The 25,642-nt window shown below is 49.7% G+C and carries 26 protein-coding genes and 1 other RNA gene; 11 read left to right on the top strand and 16 right to left on the bottom strand.

The window, feature by feature from the left end; all coding sequences use genetic code 11:
• Positions 1–20: 20 nt before the first annotated feature.
• The 3 genes from IPI86_RS10555 to ssrS all read right to left on the bottom strand — a co-directional run bounded on the left by IPI86_RS10555 (position 21) and on the right by ssrS (position 2,642).
• Positions 21–950 (bottom strand): EamA family transporter, encoded by a 930-nt coding sequence (locus IPI86_RS10555; protein ID WP_345297971.1) that lies wholly within the window; start codon positions 948–950, stop codon positions 21–23.
• An 82-nt stretch (positions 951–1,032) separates the two neighbouring features.
• Complete coding sequence (locus IPI86_RS10550) at positions 1,033–1,899, bottom strand: methylated-DNA--[protein]-cysteine S-methyltransferase (protein WP_345297970.1); 867 nt, start codon at positions 1,897–1,899, stop codon at positions 1,033–1,035.
• A gap of 565 nt (positions 1,900–2,464) precedes the next feature.
• Positions 2,465–2,642: non-coding RNA, 6S RNA (gene ssrS, locus IPI86_RS10545), on the bottom strand.
• Positions 2,643–2,781: 139 nt separating this feature from the next.
• On the opposite strand from ssrS, the gene IPI86_RS10540 reads away from it, so the two are divergent.
• Positions 2,782–3,792, top strand: a complete 1,011-nt coding sequence (locus IPI86_RS10540; RefSeq protein ID WP_345297969.1) for a GH25 family lysozyme — start codon at positions 2,782–2,784, stop codon at positions 3,790–3,792.
• Between the two features lie 69 nt (positions 3,793–3,861).
• Here IPI86_RS10540 and asnS read toward each other — a convergent pair whose 3' ends face one another.
• Positions 3,862–5,205, bottom strand: coding sequence for an asparagine--tRNA ligase (gene asnS / locus IPI86_RS10535; protein ID WP_345297968.1), 1,344 nt, complete (start codon positions 5,203–5,205; stop codon positions 3,862–3,864).
• 327 nt (positions 5,206–5,532) lie between these two features.
• Between asnS and IPI86_RS10530 the strand changes: the two genes are divergently transcribed.
• On the top strand, positions 5,533–7,392 hold the full coding sequence (locus tag IPI86_RS10530) for a toll/interleukin-1 receptor domain-containing protein (protein WP_345297967.1): 1,860 nt from the start codon (positions 5,533–5,535) through the stop codon (positions 7,390–7,392).
• Positions 7,393–7,568: 176 nt separating this feature from the next.
• Here IPI86_RS10530 and IPI86_RS10525 read toward each other — a convergent pair whose 3' ends face one another.
• Genes IPI86_RS10525 through IPI86_RS10510 form a run of 4 tightly spaced genes read right to left on the bottom strand, consistent with a single transcriptional unit; the run spans position 7,569 to position 10,827 of the window.
• Entirely contained in the window at positions 7,569–8,312 is a 744-nt protein-coding gene (locus IPI86_RS10525) for an SDR family oxidoreductase (RefSeq protein WP_345297966.1), read from the bottom strand.
• Positions 8,313–8,370: 58 nt separating this feature from the next.
• Positions 8,371–9,816: an Asp-tRNA(Asn)/Glu-tRNA(Gln) amidotransferase subunit GatB gene (gene gatB / locus IPI86_RS10520; RefSeq protein ID WP_345297965.1), complete on the bottom strand. Its 1,446-nt coding sequence runs from the start codon at positions 9,814–9,816 to the stop codon at positions 8,371–8,373.
• A gap of 45 nt (positions 9,817–9,861) precedes the next feature.
• Positions 9,862–10,374 carry a hypothetical protein gene (locus IPI86_RS10515; RefSeq protein ID WP_345297964.1) on the bottom strand — a complete coding sequence of 171 codons (513 nt, stop codon included), beginning with the start codon at positions 10,372–10,374 and terminating at the stop codon, positions 9,862–9,864.
• Between the two features lie 27 nt (positions 10,375–10,401).
• Positions 10,402–10,827 (bottom strand): SRPBCC family protein, encoded by a 426-nt coding sequence (locus tag IPI86_RS10510; RefSeq protein WP_345297963.1) that lies wholly within the window; start codon positions 10,825–10,827, stop codon positions 10,402–10,404.
• A gap of 59 nt (positions 10,828–10,886) precedes the next feature.
• Here IPI86_RS10510 and IPI86_RS10505 point away from each other — a divergent pair, with 59 nt between their 5' ends.
• On the top strand, positions 10,887–11,378 hold the full coding sequence (locus IPI86_RS10505; protein ID WP_345297962.1) for a DinB family protein: 492 nt from the start codon (positions 10,887–10,889) through the stop codon (positions 11,376–11,378).
• 96 nt (positions 11,379–11,474) lie between these two features.
• Here the strand turns inward: IPI86_RS10505 and gatA are convergent, their stop codons facing one another.
• The 5 genes from gatA to IPI86_RS10480 form a co-directional block, all read right to left on the bottom strand.
• On the bottom strand, positions 11,475–12,935 hold the full coding sequence (gene gatA, locus IPI86_RS10500; RefSeq protein WP_345297961.1) for an Asp-tRNA(Asn)/Glu-tRNA(Gln) amidotransferase subunit GatA: 1,461 nt from the start codon (positions 12,933–12,935) through the stop codon (positions 11,475–11,477).
• Between the two features lie 95 nt (positions 12,936–13,030).
• Positions 13,031–13,330 (bottom strand): Asp-tRNA(Asn)/Glu-tRNA(Gln) amidotransferase subunit GatC, encoded by a 300-nt coding sequence (gene gatC, locus IPI86_RS10495; protein WP_345297960.1) that lies wholly within the window; start codon positions 13,328–13,330, stop codon positions 13,031–13,033.
• A gap of 79 nt (positions 13,331–13,409) precedes the next feature.
• Positions 13,410–15,173 (bottom strand): aspartate--tRNA ligase, encoded by a 1,764-nt coding sequence (gene aspS / locus IPI86_RS10490; RefSeq protein ID WP_345297959.1) that lies wholly within the window; start codon positions 15,171–15,173, stop codon positions 13,410–13,412.
• Positions 15,174–15,460: 287 nt separating this feature from the next.
• On the bottom strand, positions 15,461–15,889 hold the full coding sequence (locus IPI86_RS10485; protein ID WP_345297958.1) for a DUF3592 domain-containing protein: 429 nt from the start codon (positions 15,887–15,889) through the stop codon (positions 15,461–15,463).
• 30 nt (positions 15,890–15,919) lie between these two features.
• A complete protein-coding gene (locus tag IPI86_RS10480) occupies positions 15,920–16,831 on the bottom strand; it encodes a GNAT family N-acetyltransferase (RefSeq protein ID WP_345297957.1) in 912 nt (303 codons plus the stop codon).
• 198 nt (positions 16,832–17,029) lie between these two features.
• On the opposite strand from IPI86_RS10480, the gene IPI86_RS10475 reads away from it, so the two are divergent.
• Positions 17,030–17,476, top strand: a complete 447-nt coding sequence (locus tag IPI86_RS10475) for a hypothetical protein (protein ID WP_345297956.1) — start codon at positions 17,030–17,032, stop codon at positions 17,474–17,476.
• Positions 17,477–17,543: 67 nt separating this feature from the next.
• Here IPI86_RS10475 and IPI86_RS10470 read toward each other — a convergent pair whose 3' ends face one another.
• The gene (locus tag IPI86_RS10470; RefSeq protein WP_345297955.1) at positions 17,544–18,320 is read right to left on the bottom strand and encodes a hypothetical protein; all 777 of its coding nucleotides are present in this window, start codon (positions 18,318–18,320) and stop codon (positions 17,544–17,546) included.
• A 96-nt stretch (positions 18,321–18,416) separates the two neighbouring features.
• Here IPI86_RS10470 and IPI86_RS10465 point away from each other — a divergent pair, with 96 nt between their 5' ends.
• The 4 genes from IPI86_RS10465 to IPI86_RS10450 all read left to right on the top strand — a co-directional run bounded on the left by IPI86_RS10465 (position 18,417) and on the right by IPI86_RS10450 (position 20,756).
• Positions 18,417–19,340 (top strand): hypothetical protein, encoded by a 924-nt coding sequence (locus IPI86_RS10465; protein WP_345297954.1) that lies wholly within the window; start codon positions 18,417–18,419, stop codon positions 19,338–19,340.
• A 203-nt stretch (positions 19,341–19,543) separates the two neighbouring features.
• Positions 19,544–19,885, top strand: a complete 342-nt coding sequence (locus IPI86_RS10460) for an STAS domain-containing protein (RefSeq protein WP_345297953.1) — start codon at positions 19,544–19,546, stop codon at positions 19,883–19,885.
• Between the two features lie 26 nt (positions 19,886–19,911).
• On the top strand, positions 19,912–20,310 hold the full coding sequence (locus IPI86_RS10455) for a hypothetical protein (RefSeq protein ID WP_345297952.1): 399 nt from the start codon (positions 19,912–19,914) through the stop codon (positions 20,308–20,310).
• Positions 20,311–20,408: 98 nt separating this feature from the next.
• Complete coding sequence (locus IPI86_RS10450; RefSeq protein ID WP_345297951.1) at positions 20,409–20,756, top strand: STAS domain-containing protein; 348 nt, start codon at positions 20,409–20,411, stop codon at positions 20,754–20,756.
• 112 nt (positions 20,757–20,868) lie between these two features.
• Here the strand turns inward: IPI86_RS10450 and IPI86_RS10445 are convergent, their stop codons facing one another.
• Positions 20,869–21,315, bottom strand: a complete 447-nt coding sequence (locus tag IPI86_RS10445; RefSeq protein WP_345297950.1) for a DUF4870 domain-containing protein — start codon at positions 21,313–21,315, stop codon at positions 20,869–20,871.
• Entirely contained in the window at positions 21,312–22,253 is a 942-nt protein-coding gene (locus IPI86_RS10440) for a DUF4870 domain-containing protein (protein WP_345297949.1), read from the bottom strand. Before IPI86_RS10440 ends, IPI86_RS10445 begins: the two co-directional genes overlap by 4 nt.
• Before the next feature lie 196 nt (positions 22,254–22,449).
• Here IPI86_RS10440 and IPI86_RS10435 point away from each other — a divergent pair, with 196 nt between their 5' ends.
• From IPI86_RS10435 to IPI86_RS10425, 3 genes are read left to right on the top strand one after another with little or no spacing between them, the layout of a single operon-like run.
• Positions 22,450–23,802 carry an MFS transporter gene (locus IPI86_RS10435; protein ID WP_345297948.1) on the top strand — a complete coding sequence of 451 codons (1,353 nt, stop codon included), beginning with the start codon at positions 22,450–22,452 and terminating at the stop codon, positions 23,800–23,802.
• Entirely contained in the window at positions 23,799–24,641 is an 843-nt protein-coding gene (locus IPI86_RS10430; RefSeq protein ID WP_345297947.1) for an SDR family oxidoreductase, read from the top strand. Before IPI86_RS10435 ends, IPI86_RS10430 begins: the two co-directional genes overlap by 4 nt.
• Complete coding sequence (locus IPI86_RS10425) at positions 24,619–25,599, top strand: NAD-dependent epimerase/dehydratase family protein (RefSeq protein ID WP_345297946.1); 981 nt, start codon at positions 24,619–24,621, stop codon at positions 25,597–25,599. The genes IPI86_RS10430 and IPI86_RS10425 overlap by 23 nt, the downstream gene beginning before the upstream one ends.
• The last annotated feature ends 43 nt before the right edge of the window (positions 25,600–25,642 follow it).

Raw genomic sequence — 25,642 nt, 5'->3', positions numbered from 1 at the left:
TACTGATCACTGTTTTCTGATTAATGAGTATTCTCCACTACCGCCTCCTTCGTTTCATAGCGGACCTTTGGCCTGGTGCTGTTAATGAAAATCACTGACCCGATGATGATGGCTGTCGCCAGCCAGATGCGCGGCTCCAGCACTTCATTCGCAAACCAAACCCCAAGCAATACGGCAACGATCGGATTGACATAAGCATACGTTGAAACAAGTGAGATCGGCGCGTTTTGCAGCAGCCATCCATAAGAAACGAACCCGACCAGTGAACCCACAAAGATAAGATACGACAACCCATACAATGAGCGGGCCGATACGGCTGAAATATCCCAGCCGTTCAACTCACCCGAAATAAGCGAAACGATGATCAGGCTGACACTTCCCATCAGCATTTGTGCGCCCGTGCTCATCAGCGACGATTTTGGCAGGTCAGCAGATTTGCTGTACAGGGAGCCTGTGGCCCAAAACAGACATGCGGCCAGCAGGGCAATGACACCAAAGGTATTCAGTTTTTCGGTACTTCCAGAAATTTCAGAAGGACCGACCAAAATGAAGATGCCTATGAAACCGACCAGCAAACCAACAACTCCCTGCCAGTTAGGTTTAACCCCGTTGGGGCGAATCGCTTCGCCCACCACGAGAAACATGGGCATGGAGCCGATGATGAGCGCGGCAACGCCCGATGGGATGAATTGCTCAGCCCAAGCGACCAGTCCATTGCCGCCAAGGAGCAGGAGAGTGCCGATGATTCCAGTGGATATCCACTGTTTTCGTGTAGGCATGGAATGGCCCGCACTGCGCTGCCAGATGACCAGAATGAGACCAGAGATGAGAAAGCGCACCGCCGCATGAAAGAACGGAGGGATGGTCTCGATGGATACTTTGATGCCAAGATACGTCGAACCCCAAACAATATAGAGTGCCAGTAAAGCCAGCCAGATCTTTGATTTCATTTTTTTCCTTTTATCTTCGTCCTGAGCAGAGCCGAAGGACGGGTCATATTTATATTCGCTATCTTGAAGTGAAGTCTTTCGACTACATTCCTCGAAGATCACTCGTGATTCCGCTTAAGGCGAATTCTTTTGCAAGCAGAGCTTTCTTCCTCGCAGGGCCATAGCGATAATTTCCAAATTCGCCGCTCTTGCGAATCACCCGATGACATGGGATCAAGACCGCAATTGGGTTGTGACCGACAGCCGTCCCCACGGCACGCAGGGCATTGGGATTGCCGATCTGTGCGGCGATCTGCTCGTAGGTGGTCAATGACCCAGCGGGGATGTGGAGCAAGGCTTCCCAGACTTTGATCTGAAAATTCGTCCCGCGTAGATGAAGCTTGAGAGGTATATCAGGCGTCGGCGTGGAAAAGATTCGGTCAATGAGTGGGGCGGTGGTTCTGTAATCCTCGATCATCTTTGCTTGATTCCAGTCCGCTACCAGGGTATCGATCGCATTGCCTTCGCTTGTTTCCACGAAGCTCAAATGGCAAACCCCGCGCTCGGTGGCGGCGATCAGACATTTTCCGAACGGCGTGAGATGCAGACCGTAATGTATGGTTAGGCCTGCGCCATTCGATTTGTACTCGCCAGGAGTCACGGCTTCAGTATTGACGAAGAGATCGTGCAGGCGTCCCAAGCTCGAAAGGCCTACTTGATGCGTCGTTTCCAGTAAATTCTCGGAACGGGCAAGCAGATCCTTGGCGTGTTCCTTGGTAAGGAATTGCATAAAACGCTTGGGGCTGATGCCTGCCCAGCGGGTAAACAGCCGCTGGAAATGATACTCGCTTAGGCCGATGGCAGAGGCGATCTCGTCAAGCTCGGGCTGGCGGTGGACATTGGTTTCAATATATTGAATCGCCTGCTCGATAAGCTGATAATGTTGTGAAAGTTCAGTTGTGGATTCCATAAATTAATCTCCTTTGTGCCGAAGATTGTATTGGGTCTTGCTTACGGAAACCACCCGATTCTTGCTCATTTTCTCCTTCAATTGCCCTCTCTTGTTTTGAGAGAGGAGTGAGGTAATAAAAAAACAGGCATGCCCGGGCATGCCTGTTTCAATACACTTGGGTATTAAAAAGAAACGCCCTTCCAAAACATTACAGGCAATTGAAATCCTGTAATCACCGCGTCCACTTTGTCCCAGCCATCACTGTCTGGTTTTCAGTAGTGAGCAATAGAGTTTTTTAAAACACCTTTGCTCGTTCCGCTTGCTTTGGAAGGGAGAAGGAAGTTAGTGATTAACTTCAGAGGCATCCGCTGATCTATCCGATTTTTTCCTCTTCACCCCTCTCCCCTTGGGAGAGGATGGGTGAGGGATTAGCGTCCCGTTCGCACGGGAGAACCTCCACCTCGTGATCTTGCTAATAGCTTTCACAAGACCCAGCCGCTTATATCTCCGTATTCAATTGTCCTTACAACGGAGCGTATTGTATACGCACCCTGCCAACTCGTCAAGCAAGGGTTAGGCAGCAAATAACCCCGCTTATGCCGTGTATCACCAGGTTTTGAACCTGCATTTGCAGGTGGGTCCCTACCTAGAAACGCCGCCTTGGCTCAGGCCTATCGCGTTATTTCTAATTAAGTTAAGGACCCTTTTAGTGGGTATTGGCTCAAAACGTGGAGGCAATATCACGAACACAGCAGGGCTGTAATTCTTATACCATAATCGTTGGTACAAGCATAGTTAATCATTAAATCCAGCCTTCGTGAATTGATTGATTTAAAATAAATTTTGTGCTACCCTCTATATGTTGTATCCGATTAAATTTAATGATACGGAGGAAACATCATGGCAACTGTTCCAGGGATAGACGTCTCTTATTGGGATGCAGGGATCGACTGGCCGAAAGTGCGTGCCACCGGGCAGCGCTTTGTAGTCGCCAAAGCCACAGAGGGAATCACCTACAAAGACCCGACATTTGACGACAACTGGTTTGGCGCGAAATCGGCGGGCCTTTTACGGGGCGCCTATCATTTCTTCCGCTGCAATGTGGATGCCAAAAAACAGGCGGACTACTTTATCGATTATGTTCGCTCGGTGAAGGATGATGGCGAACTGCCGCCCGTGCTTGATCTCGAAACCAACGACGGCATGACCAAGGACAAGATCGTGCCCGCCGTAAAGGTTTGGCTGGATCGTGTTGAAGCTGCCTTTGGTAAAAAGCCAATCATTTATTCAGGTCAATACTTTTTGCAGGATTATCTCGTCGTGACTGGCGGCGGCCCGCCCGTCTGGGCCAAGGACTATCCGCTCTGGCTGGCTCAATATCCCAACCAATATCAGGAAGGCATGAAGCCCTTCCTCCCGCGCGGCTGGTTCAACTGGACCATCTGGCAGTACAGCGACAAGGGCGTACTCAATGGTATCAACGCCAAAGTGGATATGAACATCTTCAACGGCACACTTGAGGAATTGTACAAATTCGCAGGTGCAAAGATTCCCGACCAAACACCAAAGACCCACACTGTCAAAAAAGGCGACAGCTTCGAATCCATCGCCAACAATTACGGGGTCACAGTCCGCGAATTGGTGACCGCGAATCCGCAGCTGCTTACTGCTGGATCGAAATTGACCATCCCCGTGGCAATTGCCATCCCACAGGAAGGCGATTCATCCTCAACCGATACAGGCTCGGGCGATTCTGGGACACCCTCTACCCGTACCTATACAGTCAAATCAGGCGATACACTTTCCGCGATCGCCGTGAAATTCAGCTCCACAGTCGCCGCGATCGCTTCCGCGAATAACATCACGAATATCAACAACATCAAAGTGGGACAGGTATTGATTATTCCTTAACTATAAGTAGACACATAAACATGAAAAAAGGACTCTGAGCATTTGCCCAGAGTCCTTTTACTTTCTCATTTACGGATAAATTCGTTTGATCGTGCGTGGGAAGGGGATCGCCTCGCGGATGTGTTCGATGCCGCACATCCAGGCGGTGACACGTTCCGTGCCCATGCCGAAGCCAGAGTGGGGGACCGAGCCATACTTGCGTAACTCCAAATACCACTTGAACGCTTCCTCGGGCAGACCTTCTTTTTGGATGCGTGCCAGCAATTTGTCGGGATCGCTCATGCGCTCGGAGCCGCCACAGATCTCGCCGTAGCCTTCCGGCGCAAGCAAATCCACTGACTTGCAGACTTCGGGGCGGTCAGGCCAGGGTTCCATGTAGAACGCCTTGACCGCGGACGGATAGCCATAAACGAACACAGGTTTATCGTACAGCTTGGTGATCTCGGTCTCGTGCGGAGCGCCGAAGTCCATGCCCCATTCGAATTTGAGCAGTTCCTTCTTTTCGGGGTCGGTCTCTTTTTCGTAGAGGTCGATCAGATATTTTGCCGCATCGTCATAGGACATGCGCGGGAACGGACCGACAACGCTTTCCAGTTTGGAAATATCGCGCCCGAGGAATTTCAACTCGGCAGAGCAATCCTTCAGCACAGACTGGGCGATGTGGGTGATGAGTCCTTCTTCGATGTCCATCAACTGGTCGAGGTCGCAGAAAGCGATCTCGGGTTCGAGCATCCAGAATTCAGTTAAGTGACGACGCGTTTTTGATTTTTCCGCACGGAAGGTGGGACCGTAGCAATAGACTTTGCCGAACGCGAAGATGTTGGCTTCGTTGTAGAGTTGGCCTGTTTGTGCAAGGAAGGCAGACCCTTCATCGAAGTATTCGGTTTCGAAGAGGGTGGTGGTGCCTTCGGCGGCGGCAGGGGTGAGGATGGGGGTGTCGAGGTTGAAGAAACCCTGACCATCCAAGTACTCGCGGACAGCCGACATGACGCGCACACGGATGCGCAGGATTGCCCACTGACTCTGCATACGAATCCACAGGTGGCGGTTGTCGAGCGCAAAGTCCACGCCGTGATCTTTGAGCGACATAGGGTAATCAAGTTCGGCGGCTTGCACGACTTGTAATTCCTTGATGCCGACTTCGTACCCGCCGGGGATGCCAGGCGCGCGCTTGTCCTCACGGACGGAGCCCGTGATGATCACTGACGATTCCTGTGGCAGTTTGGAGATGGTCTCGAAGAGTTCGGGGGTCAGGTCACCTTTGAAAGCGACACATTGCACAAATCCTGATCCATCGCGGATGAGCAAAAAGGCCAGCTTGCCCTTGTCCGTGCGGTTGTAGACCCAGCCCTTGAGGATGATGTCTTGCCCTACGTAGTTCGAAATTTTTGAAACGCTGATATGTTCAGCCATGTGGAGAATCCTTTAGTTTGTGATTGCGCCAATTATAGCAGAAGAAAATTTATGCCAGCCTGAGCAAGTCCGCGGCGGAATAGGAGATGTAGGACACCCCTCCAGCCAGAACGAGCAGAGTCACAAGAACGATGATGATATTTTTCTTCACGAGCCGAGCCATTTTACAAGTAAGTATTTATGTCGTCTTTGGGACTCGGTACGCCTTGGGTATATAAATGAACTTGTTCAATAAGGGAATTGTTTTCGTGAATTAGTATCTAAACATTATTTGTCGTGTTGTGAACTCTAATCATCCCAATCTAATAACCCGAAATTGAGGTAATCATGAAACCTGGGCTTTTTATCAGTTACTCACGCCGTCAGACCCCGTTCGTAGATAGTTTGGTTGAAAAATTGACGAAAAATGAATATTCGATCTGGTTGGATTATCACAATCTCGTACCAGCCAGACCTTGGTTTGACCAAATTATGGAAGGGCTCAACGGGGCAGATGCTGTTTTACTGATCGTTTCCAAAGATTCGATTGAGTCAACGAATGTGGCAGATGAATGGAAAACCGCACTCAAACTAAATAAACGTATCGTTCTGGTGATCTTTGAGACATGCCCCTTACCGGAAGAATTGCAAAATTGCGAATGGGTGGATTTTCGAGTTGATTTCAAAAAAGGTATTAAACAATTAGATCATTTGCTGAACCAACTAATCAGTTTGGAAAAACCAGCACCGCAAAGGGGATTCAAAGCCCCGTTCTTATTTCGGGTAGCTTTGATTCTCAGTATCCTTGTTGCCATAAGCTCTATCCCTGTGTTGTGGACAGTATATATACCTTTTATCCTTATACCCTTGCCATGGCAGATATACAAACGAAATTATAATTTGTCACGGGTTTTTGCTGCTTTGATTCTTCTCCCGTTTATGACGTATATCCATTCAGAAACTGGAACAGACAACCTTTTATTTTCTAGACTGATTCTAAACATCGATATAGATCTTCATGTCTTTCTCATCATAGCTTTTTTACTCATAACTTTTTTCTTTTCCCCAGTTCTTTTGGTAATACTATTTACAGAATCGATGCAAAGACGTGCGACACCCGAAGCCGCCCAGGTGCGGTTTGCGAATCGTTTGATCGTGGATAAGAGACAAGAACCTCGTTCTGTGTTGTTTGCCATTGATCATGCTCCTGAAGATGGTCGTTATGCGGATGATCTGCGCAAAGGCTTGGAAAAACATGGGCACTGTATGGCGCAGATCAACGAAACACCCGAAGCTATTTTTGTGTTGATATCCGCGTATAAGAAGAGCACCAATTTTGACCCGGACAGTCAAGTGGTTTATCCCGTTATTTTGCAGCCTGTTTCTGGAATTGCTGATAATTTAGGGCGGATTCAATGGATAGATTTCCGAAAAGGCATTCGCAATATTGATAAACTGGCAAAACTTCTTCCGGAACCGGAGCGTTTATTGAGAGCTCTTGCGACTCCCCCCATGAATTCAGGAGAGATTTATCCGGTCGTAGTTGACGTTCTACAATATTTTTTCCTCGGGACCGGTATGGTATTCGGGGGTGTCATCCTGATGTCTGTTCTTGACGTAATTATCGGAGTTTTTCAAACCACCAATTTTATAAGTGAATTAATTGATATTGTTTTCATTATTATTAATGGCATATTACTATTTGGTACATCTTTATTTATCTTAAGAGGCCTACGGTTACGGACGAGAGGTGCATCGGCTATCTATCCCCTATTTATTTTAGCTGTTTTTCAGTTGGTTCTCGTCATATGTGTTTTCTTTTCATTGGACCAAATGACGACGTCGGGGTCAGGGCGAAGCATAGAGGGTGGGGATCCTACCCAGGGAATTATTGCAATATTTTTATACTATGCAATATTCCTCTTGGTTGCAATTCCTCTTGTCCTCTTCCGCTGGCGAGAGTTGTATCGCTGGTTTCCGCGCTACCAGGTTGTGCCAGTTGACCGCATCGAAAACATTTTTTTACTCTATAATCCATTGCAAACGCGGGCGTTTATTTTACACTTAATATTTCATCTAGGCTTGTTATTCTCTGTGCCGCTTTTTTTTCTAGCTTTTTCTTTCGATGGTATATCTGTAATTCTTTTTTGTGTAGCTCCAATTCTATTTGGTGTTCATTGGCTGGCAAGACGCCTGGAGAAAAAGTAGATTTCGACTCATCAAGATAAAAACAGCCGCTACCATGCGGCTGTTTTCCTTCTCACATTTGATTGTTTCTTCTCTCTTCCAACGCCTTCACCAACAACTCTTTTGTAACATTCGGGTCCGCTTTGCCCTTCGTGGCGCGGGCGACTTGCTTTATGAACCATTGGACGGTGACTCGTCTAGTTTGAAACGATTTGCGCTTCGCCTTTTTTGACGGCGTCTTCCAACGTCATGCCGATGAAATCAGTGGCGTTGAAGAAACGTCCGCTGGTTTTGTCATTTACAAATGCGCCAACCGCCACACCCGGAATGCTGTCTTCAGGCGCGTGCGGCGCTTGTGGACCGCCCAAGTCGGTTCGGCACCAGCCCGGGTCGGTCAAACTGATGATGACATCGGTGCCGTTGAGTTTGTATCCCAGATCATTTGTGAATTTATCAAGCGCGGCTTTGCTGGCAGAATAACCGGCTTGTTCCGGCTGATCCCGAATTCCACTGGTGGTGTTGATGACCCGGCCGAAGCCGCGATCGACCATCCTGGGGAGCAAGCGATAACAAATTGTTGTAACGGCAATAAAATTTACCCGAAGGCTCAAATCCAGGTCTTCAATCGGTGTTTTGAAATAATCGTTGCGGTAGGTTAATTGCACTGCCGCGTTGTTGAAAACAATATCAATCTCGGTGCCTTTTGCTTCAATATCATCCAACATCCTGACAACTTCTTGATGATTGGCAAGTTCCGCTTCAACGCAATACGCATCCACGCCAAAGGCTTTGACCTCGTCCATTAGTTTTTTTGTGTTTTCGAGACTGCGACTGTGTAAAACAAGATTACATCCCTGCTTTGCCATAAATAAAGCCGTGAGATAACCAATGCCGCGACTCGCGCCAGTAATGAGCGCCCACTTTCCTTGGACAGATACCATATGTTTATTCTCCAGTTTATTGTAGAGATACTTCGCTCAGCATGACGTGAAGTAAGAATTATTTCTTTCGCTCTTCCAACCCCTTCACCATCAATTCCTTCGCCACGTTCGGGTCGGCTTTGCCTTTTGTGGCTCTCGCAACCTGCCCCATGAACCATTGGAAGAGGGTTTCTTTGCCTGCAAGATATTGTTCCACTTCTTTGGGATTGTCATTCAAGATCTTATCAATGGCTTCCTGAATAAATCCTGTGTCTGATACTTGAGCTAGATTTTTGTCTTTGATGATCCGGGCAGGGTCCCCGCCGTGCTCGAATAATTCACGCAGGACAACCTTCCCGGCATTGCCGCTGATCATTTTGTCGTTGACCATATCAACGAGTTGGGCAAAGGTTTCCGGGCTGACAGGTGAATCTTTGATGTCAGTATTTGAGTCGTTAAGCTGGCGCATCAATTCGCCCGCAAGCCATGAATGCACAGTCTTGGCAGGGCTTTTCGATTTCGCAACCACGCTCTCGAAGTAATTGGCGAGAGCCATGTCGGAGGTGAGAAAACGTGCTTCGGACGGAGTCAAGCCAAAGTCCGAAATGAAGCGGGCGGTTTTGGCTTCGGGCAGTTCGGGCAGTTGAGTCCGAATCGACTCGATCCATGCATCTGATAATTGCAGTGGAGGCAGGTCGGGCTCGGGGAAGTAGCGATAATCGTGCGCCTCTTCCTTCGACCGTTGGCTGGTCGTCACGCCCCGAACATCATCCCAGCCGAGAGTTTCTTGCACGACCCTGCCGCCTTCTTCATAAATTTTTATCTGGCGTTCGATCTCGTATTGGGAAGCACGGACGAGCGCGCGGAAACTGTTGAGATTTTTGATCTCGGTGCGCGTGCGGAATTCATCGCTGCCAACGGGACGCACAGAAATATTCGCCTCGAAACGCAGCACACCTTTTTCCATGTCACCCGAGTTGACGCCGAGGTAACGCAAAATTGCGCGGACCTTCGTGGCGTAATCGAGCGCGGCTTCAACGGTGCGAATATCCGGCTCGGAGACGATCTCCAGCAAGGGGACGCCTGCGCGATTGAAATCAACCAGCGCATAATTTTTCTCGTGCGCGAGTTTGGCAGTATCTTCTTCGATGTGAACCCGCCTCACGCGGACTTTGAGTTGATTCTCGCTTCCATCATTAACGTCGAGTGAGCCTTTTTCTGCGATCGGCAATTCGTATTGCGAGATCTGATAACCCTTGGGCAGGTCGGGGTAGTAATAATTTTTGCGCGCAAACGTGTTGTGCTTGTTGATGGAACAGTTCAACGCGAGACCGACCAACGCGGCAAGTTCCGTCGCCTTTTTGTTGACGACCGGCATGGCACCCGGCAACCCTGTGCAAGTGGGGCAGATATTTGTGTTCGGCTCAGGTGCGGAGCCATAGTCGGCGGAACAGCTGCAGAACATTTTGGAGTTCGTGAGTAATTCGCCGTGAATTTCAAGTCCGATGACGGGTTCGTATTTCATAGTTGATTAGTCTCTTCGTCAAATAGTTTGGTAGTTGAGTAGTAGTTAGTAGGCCGTGGGGAGCGAACGGTGAATGTTTCGTTTTGCAGAGGACAAGAGCAGAATGGAATAGATTTTGTGAAATCCGAGCAGGGCGACAAAGATAAATCCAAGAGATGATTTGCCCGACTTGCTTTTGCCGGGAACAACAGCGGAGCCAAAATACAGCATGGAGTGTTCTTTCGCGTGTTGAACCATAAGCCATGACCTTGTCCGTCCGAGCATGTCGCACATCAAGATCTCGTGGTCGTTTCTTTTTTCGACAGTCCATGCAGCGAATTGGTTTGCTTTATCGTCTGCCAAATCTTGTGCCTGTGTATCGGTGGAGGGTTTGTTGGCAACATGGGTCAAGATAAAACGCTCAAGTTTGAAGAGGCTGGTTGTGTAAAAAACTGCGATGAACTGCGCAAGCGAAATATGCCCGTGTATTTCTGTTCGATAGCAATCTGCGTACCCATTGCTGGAATAGGTTTCCAGTAAAGAGTCGGGTGGAACAGCGTATTTTTGAATATTGGGCATGATGGGTTCCTGTCAAAAGCCAGCGGGCTAGGAAGATTCAATTCTCTTTTTCAAAGACTGCGCTTCGGTTTGGATATACTCTGCGGTCAATTTGCCGTACATCTTGCCGATGAAGCTGCCGAGCCAGCCATTGAATGCGAAGGTGAGAGTCAGTTCGGTTTGGTTGGTGCCTTTTGAAGTGAGGATGTGCTCTGCCACCATGTGCATACCTGGTGACCTTGACTCCCATGTGAAGTTGGATGGGGGTGTGAGGACGGTCACTTTCCACTCGACGGGTTGGAGTTTGGGTTGAAAAACTTTGTAACGGTTGCTGAGTTTGATTTCAGGTGTATTCAACACTTCAACCTTGGTCACGGTTGGAGTCCATTCGTGCCAGTGGGCAACATCTGATAAAACTTTCCAGGTGGCTTCCTGACTGGCATTGAGGGTAAGGGAGGTTGAGAATTTGGTCATTTTATATTCCTAGAACGTTTGCGCTATAATAAAACTTACTGAATAAAAGGAGCGACTTTATGAATGCAGATGCCTTTCGTCATTTCTATAACTATCACTTTGCCGAGAACCGCAAGATATTGGATCATGTCGCTTCATTGACCTTTGAGCAGTTCACCCAAAAAGTGGATTATTCTCGCGGCTCGATTCGGGAACAGCTTGTCCATCTATTTGATGCGGAAGAAATGTGGTTCAGTGAATTGCGCGGCGTTGAACCTGCTGATCCGCTTCCAGACACCGTTGACTTTGATGATCGAGATGCCATTCGTGCGTTCCTGGATCAGGTAGAAAAAAATTCTCGCGCCTATCTTGCCGAATTACAGGACGACATGTTGTTCACCAAACCGATCAAAGAACCGGAAGACGATCAAGTCCTCTTTGCCTGGCAGGTGCTTCTGCATGTTGCTAATCATGCCACCGATCATCGCGCTCAACTTCTGCGTGCCTTGCACGATTTGGGCGTGGACACGAAATCTCAGGATTACATTTTTTACGTGTACGAAAATCAATGACCATTTTATGTCATTCTGAGCCGCGCTCTTGTTCTTTGCGGCGAAGAATCTTTTATGCCGTGGGAGAGACCCTTCGCTATCGCTCAGGGTGACATGCTAGAGATTCGGTTGCTGCTTATGCCAATCAGTGACTTGTTGATATGCGTTGCCGACTTGGAAGAGAGTTTGTTCATCGAGGTGTTTACCGATGAGTTGCATACCGACGGGCATGTTGTTGGAGAATCCGCAGGGGAGGGCTAAGGCAGGGACGCCTGCTGGATTTGTGGCAACGACATAAATATCGGAGAGATACATTTCGAGCGGGTCGTTGGTCTTCTCGCCGAGTTTGAAGGCGGTGGTGGGACAGGTCGGGGCGAGGAGAATGTCTACGGATGACAGAGCCAGCTCAAAGTCCTGACGAAGAAGCGTGCGCACTTTTTGAGCTTTGAGATAGTACGCGTCATAATATCCAGCGGACAGTGCGTACGCGCCAAGCATAATCCTGCGCTTGACTTCATCACCAAATCCTTCGTGACGAGTCTGCAAGTAGATGTCGATCACATCTTTTGCGTTTTCTGAAACGGAGAGACCGAAGCGTGTGCCGTCAAAACGCGCGAGGTTGGAACTGGCTTCGGCGAAGAGCAAAAGATAATAAACGGGGAGCGCGTATTTGGTGTTGGGCAGCGAGACCTCGTGAATTTCCATGCCGAGTTTTTCGTAGGTGCGGATGGCTTCCTGAATGGAGGACTCGACGCCCGCTTCCATGCCTGCCACGAAATATTCTTTTGGAATGCCGAGCTTCATGCCTTTGACAGACTTGTTGATGTTCTGATGATATTGCGGAACGGGCGCGTTGTAGGTGGTGCTGTCTTTTTCGTCGTGACCTGCAATGGCTTCGAGGACGGTCGCGCAGTCATAGACATCGCGAGTCATCGGGCCGATGCAATCGAAGGAAGAGACGAGCGAGATCAAGCCGTAGCGTGAGACACGTCCGTAGGTGGGCTTGATGCCTGTGACGTTGCAAAATCCCGCAGGCATACGCACCGAGCCGCCCGTGTCTTCGCCGATGGTGAAGGTAGCCTGACTTGCAGACATGGCCGCCGCAGAACCGCCGCTCGAACCGCCAGGGACGCGATCCAGATCCCACGGGTTGTGGGTGTTGAAGAGACCTGAGTTCTCGCAAGAGGAACCCATGCCGAACTCGTCCATGTTGGTTTTGCCGACGAGGACTGCGCCAGAGTCCGCGAGTTTGTTTGTGACGGTGGCGTTGTACTGCGGGACGTAGTCTTCAAGGATTTTCGATGAGCAGGTGGTGCGGACTCCGCGTGTGGAGATGCAATCCTTCATGGCGAAGGGAATGCCTGTCAGCGGGGTGACGTTCTCGCCTTTGGCGATGCGTTCATCGGCTTGTTTGGCTTGTTCCAGCGCCACATCATCGGTGATGGTGACGTAGGATTTGATCTTGTCATCCACATCATGGGCGCGTTGAAGGACAGCCTGCGTGAGTTCCACGCTGCTGATCTTTTTGGATGTGAGAAGCTCTGAGGCTTCGCGAATGGTGAGGTTGTGTAGTTGCATAGGTTTATTAAGGGCTAGTGATTAGGGACTAGGAGTGACTAGGAATTGGTCTTGAGTAAGCTTTGTGTTCCTTCCTGTTCTCTGTCCCTGAAAATCTATTCTTCACCCAACACAGTCGGCACTTTGACATAGCCGCGCTCAGACTTTGGCGCGTTCTTGATAAATTCTTCGTGGCTCATGGATGGCTTGACCACATCTTCACGCAGGACGTTCTCCGCATTGGCAATGTCCGATGCAGGGATGACATTTTCCGTGTCCACTTCGTTGAGCATGTTGAAGTAGTCAATGATGGACGAGAATTGTCCGCTGAAAGTTTGCGCTTCCTCTTCGGAGATTCCGAGGCGCACGAGGGTGGCAACGTGCTTGACTGTGTTTGTATCTATTGTTTGGGTCATAAAACCTCTTTACCACAAAGGGTCAATAAGGTACACAAAGGTTTTCCTTAGTGACCCTTTGTGCTCTTCGTGGTGAAAATTACTCGAACTTAATATGCAACTCTTTCAACTGCTTCGGCTCCACAGCGGATGGCGCATCGGCCATCACATCGCGGCCTGTTTGATTCTTGGGGAAGGCGATCACTTCGCGGATGTTGGGTTCGTCCGCGAGCAGCATCACGAGGCGGTCAATGCCAGGCGCCATGCCGCCATGCGGGGGAGCGCCGTACTCGAACGCTTCGAGCATGTGACCGAACTTCGCCTGAATATCTTCCTCGCTCAAACCAAGCATTTGGAACATCTTCATTTGAATATCGCGGCGATGAATACGGATCGAACCCGATGCCGTCTCGTAGCCGTTGCACACCATATCGTACGCATCCGAAAGCACCGCGCCAGGGTCGGTATCGAACTTCGGCAGGTCTTCCATCTTCGGCATCGTGAACGGATGATGCTCCGACTCCCACGCCTGCGTCTCTTCGTTGAACGCGAAGAACGGGAAGTCCACGACCCATGCGAACGCCATCATATCTTTATCAGCCAGATCCAACTTATCGCGGAACCACAAGCGCAGCCCGCCGAGAACTTTATTTGCAACTGCACGAGCATCAGAAGCGAAGACGATAAGATCGCCGACTCCTGCTCCCGTTTTGGATTTCAACGCCTCGGCCTCTTCCGCCGTCACAAACTTTGCCGCGCTTCCTTTCACGCCTTCAGCTGATATGGCTATCGTGGGCATTCCCTTCGCTCCAAGCGACTTCGCCACTTCCGTGAGCGCATCCACTTCCTTGCGAGACATGTCCGCAGACTTGGGCGCGACGATGCACTTGATGACGCCGCCAGCCGCCAACGCGGACTGGAATACTTTGAATTCGCTCTTCGCAAACACATCGCTGACGTCAACCAATTCCATGCCGAAGCGCAGGTCGGGTTTGTCCGAGCCGAAGCGTTCGAGCACTTCACGGTAGGAGAATTTGGGCCACGGAGAAGAGAGCAATTTCTTGTGCGGCGTAACCGCAGGGATCATCTCGGTAAATAAACCTTCGACCAACGCAAGCACATCATCGCGGTGGACGTAGGACATTTCAAGGTCAAGCTGTGTGAACTCAGGCTGGCGGTCGCCGCGCAGGTCTTCATCACGGAAACAGCGCGCGATCTGGAAGTACTTGTCCATGCCTGCGACCATGAGCAATTGCTTCAACTGCTGGGGAGATTGCGGCAGGGCGTAGAACTGTCCAGGGTACACACGGGAAGGGACGAGGTAGTCACGTGCGCCTTCGGGAGTGGCCTTGAACATGATCGGCGTTTCAATTTCAATGAAGCCTTTCTCATCGAGATAGTCACGCATGAACTTGATGACCTTGTGGCGCAGCACCATATTCTTGGTCAGGCGTTCGCGGCGCAGGTCAAGGTAGCGATATTTGAGGCGCGTATTTTCGTCGGGCAGGTCTGCATCCGAGCTGACCATGAAGGGCAGGGTCTTGGCTGGGTTGAGGATAGTCACATTTTTGGCGATGATCTCGATCTCGCCTGTTTCCATCTTTGGGTTGGCCATGCCGTCGGGGCGTTTCTGAACGAGACCCTCAATTTGCAAAACCCACTCAAAGCGGACATTGGCAACCTGATCCAATACTTCTTTGGGCAGGTCTGGGTTGATGGTGATCTGAATGGTGCCTGAGCGGTCGCGCAGGTCAAAGAATGCCACCCCGCCGTGGTCACGCCGACGATTGACCCAGCCAGAAAGCGTGACGGTCTGTCCCGCGTGGCTGGCTCGTAATTCTCCACAAGTATGAGTTCTGTACATGGTGCGCCTCCGAAAAAATTGTTGTTATGTCACTCTGAGGGAGTGTTCTTCGCGACCGAAGAGTCTCATTTATTGTAGTAGAGACCCTTCGCTTCGCTCAGGGTGACACAAGATATATATAAAATAAATCGCCCTTCGCATTTGCGTCGGGCGATTTGATTTGACTTTTGTTATTCGTCAACCAGCAAAGCTTCGCCCTACGATACAGGGATCGTCATTGTCATTATTATTATCGTTATTGGAAAATTGGATGTGGTTGACCATCGTGCGCGGATTATAGCACAAAGTTATATTTCCAAAGCAGATTCGGTTGGGTTGGCTGGGTTGTAGTAAACCGTCACATTTGCGCCGATGGGGTAACGAGCAACCGTTGCCTGCGCCTGACCGATCACGCGGACATTCATGAATTGTTCGCCTGCTTTGATCATCTGGGATTGATAACTTTTGCCGCCCACTTCATATTGATAGACCACGACAGGGTAGGTCGAGTGACTTTTGCCACTGTGTCGGGATTGCACAGATGACATCAACACGATTCCCTTGGCGCTGGGCCAACTCTGGGCTGCCTGACGGTATGCGCTGCTTTGTTGATTGCGTCTATAGAGGAAGAAACCAATGCCCGCCAGAATAATGATCGGCAGGATGACGGTGCACGCGGCCCCCGCCATGCCGATGAAGACAGTAAAACCAGTGAATATCCATTCGAGGTTACCCATAAAATTTTCTCCTTTATCTACAAATAAAACTCAAGTGATAAGAATCGGGTCTATGAAGATATAGTTTTCATAGTGGCCAAGCGGCTGGTCGGTGAGGAAATGTTCGAAGAAGGCGTTTGTGTGGTAGCCGCGTTTGATGACGTAATCCACTGCGGCGGGGTTGTTCATGGGCACGCAGAGAATGATTTCATTATAAACATCATCCACGGTTTTGGTCATTTCAGTTTCAATGTGGGCGAGTGCGGTTGAAAAATCTGCGTTGTGGAGCATGGCGATCGGCCCAGCTCGATTGGCGAAATAGCTGTAGCCGACGACTTGCCCATTCCTAGAGTAGAAATGTCCGCGCTTGTTTTGGATGAGCCAGTGATGGTCGGTTTCGCGAGTGTAGCCGATGACGGCACTGTCAATGTCATTGAGGATGGCAATGTTTGCAGGGATATCTTCAATGATATTGATGACCAGGTCTGTTTCAAATGGAACAACTTTGGGAATGCGGCTCCATTCATAAATGGTGGTTCGCGAACGTACCCCTGTTTTCAGGTAACGGATCAGGGCGCGGGTATCCGGGCTGGCGCAGATGACGCGGTTTTGTGAATCCTCTTTCGGGAAGGCCTTTACCAATAACTGGCTGCCAATTCCCAGTCCCTGGTGATCGGGCATGACAAAAAATTCCGTCAGTTGACGAACTCCATCCCGCACAATGGAGCGTGCGTAGCCGATCACTTCCCGATCCGCTTCCGCCACCCAAAATTGGTCGCAGGTATTGTAAATGTGATCCAGAAAACTTCGGTAATATTCATACAACTTCTCGATCTCTGCGGCAGCGGGGATCGTTTCAATCACCGTCATTTTTTGAAGCAGACCGTACAAAGACAAACGAAACACGCGAAAAGCCGCGAATTGGTCTTTTCGCTCTCCCTTGCGGATGGTGAAATTGGTCATTGCTACTCCTTTGAGGCTTGGAAAATGGGATAAGTCAGCCGAAAATACCTGCAAAAGCGCCGAGTAGGAAAAATGTGGGATATGAGGGTATGGCACATGCAAAGCAGATGTAAGGTTGGGCGGGTGATATTCCTTGCCTCCACATTTGGTGATGTTGTATATTTATTTTATCAACACTATTATGTGAAGGAGAGAAAAATGAACTACCGTATGATGTTTATGATCAATGCAATTGCCTCCGCTTTGTTGGGTGCTGTACTCCTGCTCATGCCCGAATTTGTCCTGGTGCAGCTTGGATCTGAAACCTATGTTTCCACTCAGCTCATCGTCAGATTTTTTGGCGGCACCTTGTTGGTTTCTGGCGTGCTTCTCTGGTTTTTGAAGGATGTTGCGGTCAAGATTCAGAAGGGTGCAGGTTTTGCCCTGTTGGCCGGCTCGGTTGGCGGATTTGCTTTGAGCATTATTGGCATGACCGCCGCTGGTATTTTCCGCTCAAATGGATGGGTGTTGCTGGTCATCTTCGGTGTCTTCTCACTGGTGTATGGCTATCTTCTCTTCCTGCAGCCCAAGCAATCTGATTCAAAATCACGCGCCCCGCGCAAAGTTAAGGAAACTCCTTCCGCAAATAGCGGCCAGTCTATCTAAATTTTGGTGAAATCAAAAAGTCGGGAATGCATCCCCGACTTTTTGATTTAATGGCGGCGTAGTTTATTTATTCCTCTCCCATGGGGGCAAGCTTTGTTATTTCCGATGAAATGAATCGCTCCCATTGGGCATCATCCATGCTTTGGATGGAGACCAGGTTGAATTTGAAATCGTCCCAATCGGGATTATCGGGGATCGGAATTTCCATATCTTCGATGTGACCTTCGGACTGACTCACCCAAAGCTGCCCAACCTGCCCTTTCAGCCATTGGCCTTCAAGGGAATATTTACGGCAAAGGCTGCCATTCCGTTTTTCGCTGCCGATAAATTTCAAAGTGGCGATGCCCTCGTAATTCAAAAGCGCATCGATCTCAGGGTTGAAATTTGGCTGAACCACTCCGATGTTTAATTCACCTTCGGGGTTTGCCCAGTGGCGCAGGCTCATGTTCAGACTGATGAAATCAAAGTTGTAGATGTGAAATGGGAAATGCCCGATCTGGGTCTTGCCTGTCATTCCCAGCAATTCGACAGTGACGGAGGCTTCATTTGGAGACACGCTCATTCTAGCCTGCTGTCTGCTTGCTCCATCGGAAGTGACGACCCATGAATCAAGCTGATCGACGGAGAAAATTTCCCAATCCATATGCGCCTGCACATGGGCGGCATCATAATTGTGTGACTCGAATTTCCACACATCAATGATCTGCTCGTTGGGCATGCGGATGTAAACCCGCGCAGGCGAAGAACCATCGATGTTGGACTTGATGTATTGATAAACGGTTCCAGGTTGTGTTTTTTCAGGCTGATATTTAAATTGACGGGTGGATGAAGTTGGGATGCTCAAGGAAACTCCTGTATAAAGTTTTGGCTGATTATAATCTTTCGGCTGTGCGGCTTTCCAAAAATCGATGGGGGATACTATAATGAAAACCACGAACCTATGAGAAGAACACAATTTTCAAAATACCTATTAAATTTATTGGGCGTGGTCCTGCTTGTGTCTGCCTGCAGTGGGGAAGTGCCATCGACAGTGCAGCCTGTTGAAATGGTTCCTGACCCATTTCTGGAGGAACCAACTGCGACACCATTCACAGAATACGAGGCGCTTCCGACTCCCCCTGTCTTGATTCACACACCTGAGGCATTACCTTACCCAGAGTGGGTGACTGATTTCTCCGACCCGATTCTTGCAAAGCTGGTCAATCGAAGACCCGATTTTCAAGACGATTTCAAATTGGTGTGCATTTACAACTCTCAACGCCTGGATAGCTGTCCGACGGAGGATGAAATGCCCAATTTTATCGATGACCTCTCGGTTTTGAATCAGGGCTGGTTTTATCGAATCCCGGGCCTCCGGAGCGGACCTTTTTATTCAGACTTGAAGTACGAAACCCTGTTCTTGACGTCGCCCAAGGGAAAAACGGACAAGGATCTGATGGTATATAATCCGTACCTCATGCGTGAGAATTTTGTGCTCAGTTTTGATTTTCAGTTCAAGGAAACCGAGCCTGAAGACATTGTGCGTTTCCAGTTCAGCCAGACCAAGGAACAAAGCGTTAACCTGGATCTGGTGAAAAATAAGAGTTGGAGTTTTTATAGCGCTTTTCAGACGAACTCCGGGGTGTTCGATTATTTCCCGCCTGAACTGATACACATCACTATTATTATGCTGGGCAGGGAATGTGCGGTGTATTTCAATGATGTGCCCCTTGATTATTTGAGCGATTGCAGGTCGGCACCTGTGGTGGGATCCTTTCCGTGGGCGGTGTCCTTCCATGTTATCGCTGCACCGGGACGTGTGGCTACAGCCGCGATTGATAATGTGAAGTTGTGGGATCTGGATAAAATTCCAAGCTTGCGATAAAAATGTATTTTGGTTTTGCGGCTGAAGCCAGCCGTGAAGCGGATATTTTTCGGGTAGATTCATTTCGATGGTCAGGACCAACTTTCGGTTCGATTTGACACGCGTTGCAGTTTAAGGAGAGTCAGGTCAAAAGTCGTGATTTTTATCGAATGAGAATCCTCAAATCGACAGGAAATTATTTTAAATATAAAAGGCAGGTTTGTATGAAGTTACAGAGCAGCGAGTTGGAGAACGGGATCCGATTGATCAAGCTTGTTGGAAAATTGGATAGCAATGGTACGTATGACATTGAAATTGAATTCATCCGCAGTTGTGGTGGAGATAAGCCGCGCATTTTGGTTGACCTTTCGAAGGTGAACTATATTTCGTCCATTGGGATTCCGATGCTGGTGAATACGGCCAGGTCGGTGATGGGTCGCGGCGGGAAACTGGGGCTGCTCAGCCCGCAGCGGAATGTGCTGGATGTGCTGGAACTCGTGGGTGTCTCGCACATGCTTCCGATCTATTATGACCTTAAGTCTGCGGTGGCTGGGATGCTGGCGTAGCCGCCAAATTCCAAAGGAGAATGCCTATGTTCAACAAGCAGCAACCTGAACCGCAGATGGTGATGTCTGAAAGTTACAAGAAATGGCGCGGCATGATCTTTCTGGTTACGCCGGGGCAGGTGGAATTGACCATCAAGGAACCCAACAGGGTATTTGGCGTGATCTTGGATGTTGGGGTTAAGGATAGGAACTCGAATGCGGCTTTTGTTTTTAGTACCGCTGCATTTGCCAATGGAGAGACGACCTTTTTCCCGTCTCCAGGCGGGGCCGTGATGGGATTGGGGAATAACCCGCAGGTAGCGGAGATTTCAAAATCGATCGTAAGTATGGGGCAGATCTTTTTGGTAAAGGCCCGCCGCAGGACCCCGCATTTGGTCAAACCGCTGGCTGAGCAGATGATAGACAAGCGTCAGGTCAAAAAGTAAATTGTTTCTGAGAATGCGCTAAAACCATAACCTGTTGTTAACAATAAATCCTGTCGACCTTAATATAATGGCTTCAACCTCGGTTAACAGGAGAAAACATGGAAATCCACTACAGCGACTTGGAAGATGCCATTGGGTTGATCCGTCTCATTGGAAGTCTTGATATTGAAGGGGTTGGGCAGATCGAAACCCGATTTGCAGGCTATTGTGCCGGGGAACGGCCGCGCATGATCGTGGATTTATCCGAGGTGGATTTTATGTCTTCCATTGGCATTCGTCTGCTTACGTTGACCGCCAAATCTGTGGCGACTCGCGGCGGGAAGATGGTACTGTTGAATCCGAACCCCGATGTGCAGTCAGTGCTTGAGATCACAGGCATTCCTGCGATCATCCCGATCTATTCGCATATTGAGTCGGCTGAAACGGTTTTGAAGTCCTCTAAATAGAAGCGTTGAATCATCTGTCCCGAAGCTTTAGCTTCGGGACAGATTTGTTTAACTGAAGCTCATTGCCCTGAGCGTACTCGATGGGCGATGGGAGCGTTGGTTGAATGCCGCTTTAGTTTTCCATGAATTTTTCGAGCCACTTTCCGATGAACGGGTATCGATAATTTCGCCCGCCGAGGATGGAAACTGATGCAACCAGCCGCGCCGCTGTGATGACAAATGAGAATGGAAAGATGCAGGCGAAGATCGTAACAGGGAACATCGTAGCGGGGAGCAGGAAAAGAAATTCGTTTTGGGAGGATGGGTCGCGCATCATAGTCAGCAGACTCGTGAACATCCCCAGGAACATGATTCCAAATACGCAAAAGAACAAAACTCCTGTGGCTGTGACGATGACCAGGTCAAATGCAAGCGCCTGCAAGGTTTGAAATTTTACGAAGCGGGATTTATCTTTTTGAGTCACCCAGAGGATGGTCGCAGCCAGTGGACCGAAAAAATGGGCTGCGGCGCCAATCAGTTTTTCATCGGAGGAGATTGCGGGAGTGTCGGTTGTGTTCATGGCTGGATGACTTCAGGTTGTGCGGGCTTCATTCTTTTGGCGATGAGGTCCCCAAGGATGGGGTAATGAAACTCATGTCCGTTGATAATGCGGAAACTCCCGATCAGCGCCATCAGGTAATAGACTGGCACAATGACAAAGGAGACCAGTCCATACAGCATGAAGACGCCAATGAACACGATCGATATCGCTCCGAGCCAGGCGGGCATTTCTCCATCTGTGGCTGGGCTGGCACTATTCACCCCAATGGCCAAAACTACAATGAACAGGATATATACAGCCATGCCCACCATGGTTGTCACAATGCTTGCTGCTATAGCCAAAAGTTGATATAGGGTGGCCTGCAAAGCCTGGAAGCGGATTTTTGCCGAGTTGTCCTTTTGCAGGAGCCAGAGGGTGAGCGGTGTGGCGATCCCCCAGAAGCGCAGGATCACCGTCGAGTGACAGATTCCGCTGACCCAATTCTCCTCCCATTTTTCGAATTCAGCGTCAGTGGTTTGATCATCGAGCAATTTCTTTTTCAGCCAGCTGCCAATGATCGGGTAACGGAAATCGCGGTTTAACATGCAGAAAAGCGCGCCAAGAAAACCGCCAAGAAAGAAGATTCCCCACGATCCAAATATAAACAGAAAAAAGATGGGCTGAATGATGAATGGACTCATTATCGCCGTTTTATTTGCCTGATCAGCAAAGGCGATCTCAAATACGACGAGTAATCCCAAAAATACGAAAGAGAACAGGAACATTCCTATCAGCCAGAGCCAAAAAGCGTATGCTTGAAACCCCATGGCTTGCAAGGCGTGAAAGCGGACATACTTCGATTTTCCGCGTTGAAACGCCCAGATCGCTGCTGGGCCAACCGGGCCGAAGAACGTCAGTATTACCGAAGCATGAGCCAGTGCTGCAAAGATTTTTTCATCAGAAGTTGGATTTTCCATTGATTTCCTCCTATGTGTGATTGAACCCAATCATACACCGACTCGCCATATAAATTCAATGATTGAAACTGTCCGATTTGTGACTGCAATTATCGTGCTCATTCCTTTTTGCCAATTCCCGTCTGCATGAATTGAGCATTTATTTTTCATGGTGATATACTTGCGCAAATTCCATATCAGTGAGGAGGACGGGACGATGGCAAATATCGCACCAAATTCTGTATCCACACGTCGTGAGCGTGTGGCATGGTATCTGTACGATTTTGGGAATTCCGCATACGCTTCAGTGGTGTTGCTTGCTGTCTACTCTGCTTATTTTCAGAAGCAGGTGGTGGGTGGGGCTGAAGGTTCACGGATCTGGGGGGGAACCATTTCGATCGCGATGATTATCGTCGCCATTGCTGCGCCGATCATGGGGGCCATTGCAGATTACTCCGGCGCAAAGAAACGTTTTCTCTTTTTCTTCACGGCTCTTTCAGTACTTTTCACGGCGATGCTCTTTTTTACACAAAAGGGCACGGTTACACTTGCCATTGCCTGTTTCCTTTTAGCCGAGATTGGCTATCGCGCCGCGCAGATCTTTTATGATGCGCTTTTACCTGAGATCGCCCCTCCCGGTGAAATGGGACGTATTGCAGGAACAGGTTGGGCCATCGGATCCGCAGGTGGTATTGCCATTCTATTATTAATCCTTCCTCCGATCTTGATGACCAAGAGCAGCCTGATCGTTGTGCGTGGGTCGCTTGTTGCTACAGCCATTTTCTTTGCAGTGGCGGCTGCGCCGATCTTTCTGCGGCTAACCGAGCGTGCAAAACCTCAAAAGCTGCCGCCCGGTGAAAACTATTTCAGTGTCGCCTTCAAGCAATTAGGTGAAACTATCAAGGCTGCGCGCGGATTTAATGAATTCCTGAAGTTCATGCTTGCTTACCTTGTCTATAATGAAGGCGTGATCATTGCGCTTGATTTTGCGGCCATTCTTGGTGCGGTGCTTTTTGGTCTGGAGCAAACCGGGCTGATCATTTTCTTCATCCTCGTGCAGGCGACCAATGTCCTCGGTGCGCTGCTCTTCGGAAATTTGCAAGACCGCTTTGGCGGCAAACCCTCACTGTCCCTTTCGATCATGCTGATGGTGGCTTGTATCGCTGCCCTGTATTTTGCACAGAACCAAACTCACTTCTTCATCATTGGTGGGTTTGTCGGCATTGCCATGGCTGGCGTTCAATCAGTCAGCCGCGCGATGGTGGCCACATTCAGCCCGCCCGGCAAGAGCGCGGAGTTCTTTGGTTTCTTTGCTCTCACGGGGCGAACCTCTTCCTTTATTGGCCCGGCAGTTTTCGGGTATCTCGCAGCGGAATTGACGTTGTGGTATCAAGCTCAAGGTCAAGATATCGTCCTGGCGGAGCAATCCGGCCACCGTTTGGCCATCCTCTCAATTGCGGGATTTTTGATCATCGGCTGGGCGCTCATGTTGTTCGTCAATGAAAAGAAAGCGCTGGCGATGGTCACACACATGGCTGTGACGGAAGCCGATAAACCCAAACAGGGATGACATTCAAAACAGCGATCATCACCGGCGCTGCGAGCGGGATCGGTAAACATTGGGCAGCCACCCTGCTGAAACAGGGTGGTTATCAACTGGTGCTTGCCGATGTCAACGAGCAGGGATTGCGCGAAGCGTTCACGCCCAGCGAGTCCCTGCGCCTGCACACGTTGGACATCCGCTCGGCGGAGCAATGGCAGCGCGTTGTCGATGACACGCTTCAACACTTCGGGCGCATTGATTATCTCTTCAACATCGCTGGCGGCGGGCGTCAGGCTTTTTTTCTGCAGCAGCCCATCGAGAATATTGATTGGGTCATCGACATCAACCTGAAAGGTCCGCTCGTTGGTATGCGGGTCGTCGGGGATGTGATGACGAAGCAGCGAAGCGGCCACATCATCAATGTTGCTTCCCTTGCGGGATTATCTCCAACGCCGGGGAATTCACTTTACTCGGCGGCTAAAAGTGGATTAAGAAACGCCTCCATCGCCGCCGCAATTGAGTGGCGGACGATGGGCATTTCCGTCACTGTGATATCTCCCGACCTCGTTGACACGCCGCTCATGCAAAAACATCTCGAAAGCGGCAAAGAAGAAGTCGCGCTGACTTACACGGGCGTCACGCTCACGGTGCATGATCTGGAGAAAGCCTTCTGGAAAGCCATGCGTGACAAGCCGCTCGAGATCAATCTCCCACGCTGGCGCGGCTGGCTGACCAAGTTGAATCATCTCAATCCGTCGATCATGCTTTGGTTGTATGAACCCATGAAGAGACGCGGCATGAAGCGCCTTGAAAGAATCCGCAGACAAAGATCGGGGCAGGGACATGGATCAGACTCGCTATCGTAAAGTATTCATCACCGGCGCGCTTGGCTTTATGGGACGCGCTCTTTCAGCGCAGTATCGTGCCTTGGGCGCAGAAACCTGCGGACTCGATGTCCGCGCCGATGCTTCTGCCAATGTTGTGGCTGGCGATGTCTCTCGCCCCGAAGAGTGGCAGGAGAATTTGGCTGGCTGTGACCTTGTCATCCACACCGCCGCCATCGTCACCAACAATGTCTCGCGCGAAGAAGCGTGGCGGGTGAATGTGCTTGGCACGCGCCGTGTGTTGGATGCGGCCATCAAGGCAGGTGTAAAACGCTTTGTGCATGTCTCTTCATTGGCGGCAATGCGTTTTATCTTAGAAGATCAAGCCGATGAATCCGCGCCCGTGATGCCGACGGGCAACCCCTATGTTGATACAAAAATTGCAAGCGAGCAGGTTGTGCTTGCCGCACATTCCGCTGGCGAAATGACCTGCACCATTATTCGCCCCGCCGATATTTACGGCCCCAACTCCCGCCCGTGGACATTGATTCCCGTGCAGATGATCCAAAAGGGATTGTTCCTTTTGCCTGCGCATGGTCAAGGCGTGTTTCGCGCGATCTACATTGATGACCTTGTGAATGGCGTGATGCTCGCGGCAGAGAAAGATGAAGGCATTGGGCAGATATTCATCCTCGGCGGCGAAGTTGCGACCACCTGTGAAAAATTCTTCGGTCATTACTATCGCATGATGGGGAAGGGAAGCCCGCGTATGTTGAGCACATCCACGGCGGTTGCGATCGCGGAGGTGGGGCGCATGATCTTCAAATTGCTCGGCAAACCCACCGAGTTGGGACGCGGCGCAATGGAAATGCTTTCGAAGAAAAATACAGTCTCGAATAAAAAAGCGCATGACCTGCTAGGTTGGTATCCGCAGGTGGATTTGGAGGAGGGGATGAGAAGAACGGAAGTTTGGTTGAGGGAACAAAAAATAATTGTGTGAAATTCATTAAACACAAAGGACACCAAGTACACGAAGGTGTTAA

The organism is Candidatus Villigracilis affinis (assembly GCF_016705895.1).
GTDB classification, from domain to species: domain Bacteria; phylum Chloroflexota; class Anaerolineae; order Anaerolineales; family Villigracilaceae; genus Villigracilis; species Villigracilis affinis.
The sequence above is the reverse complement of the archived record's forward strand: the minus strand, read 5'-3'. Positions and strand labels throughout refer to the sequence as shown.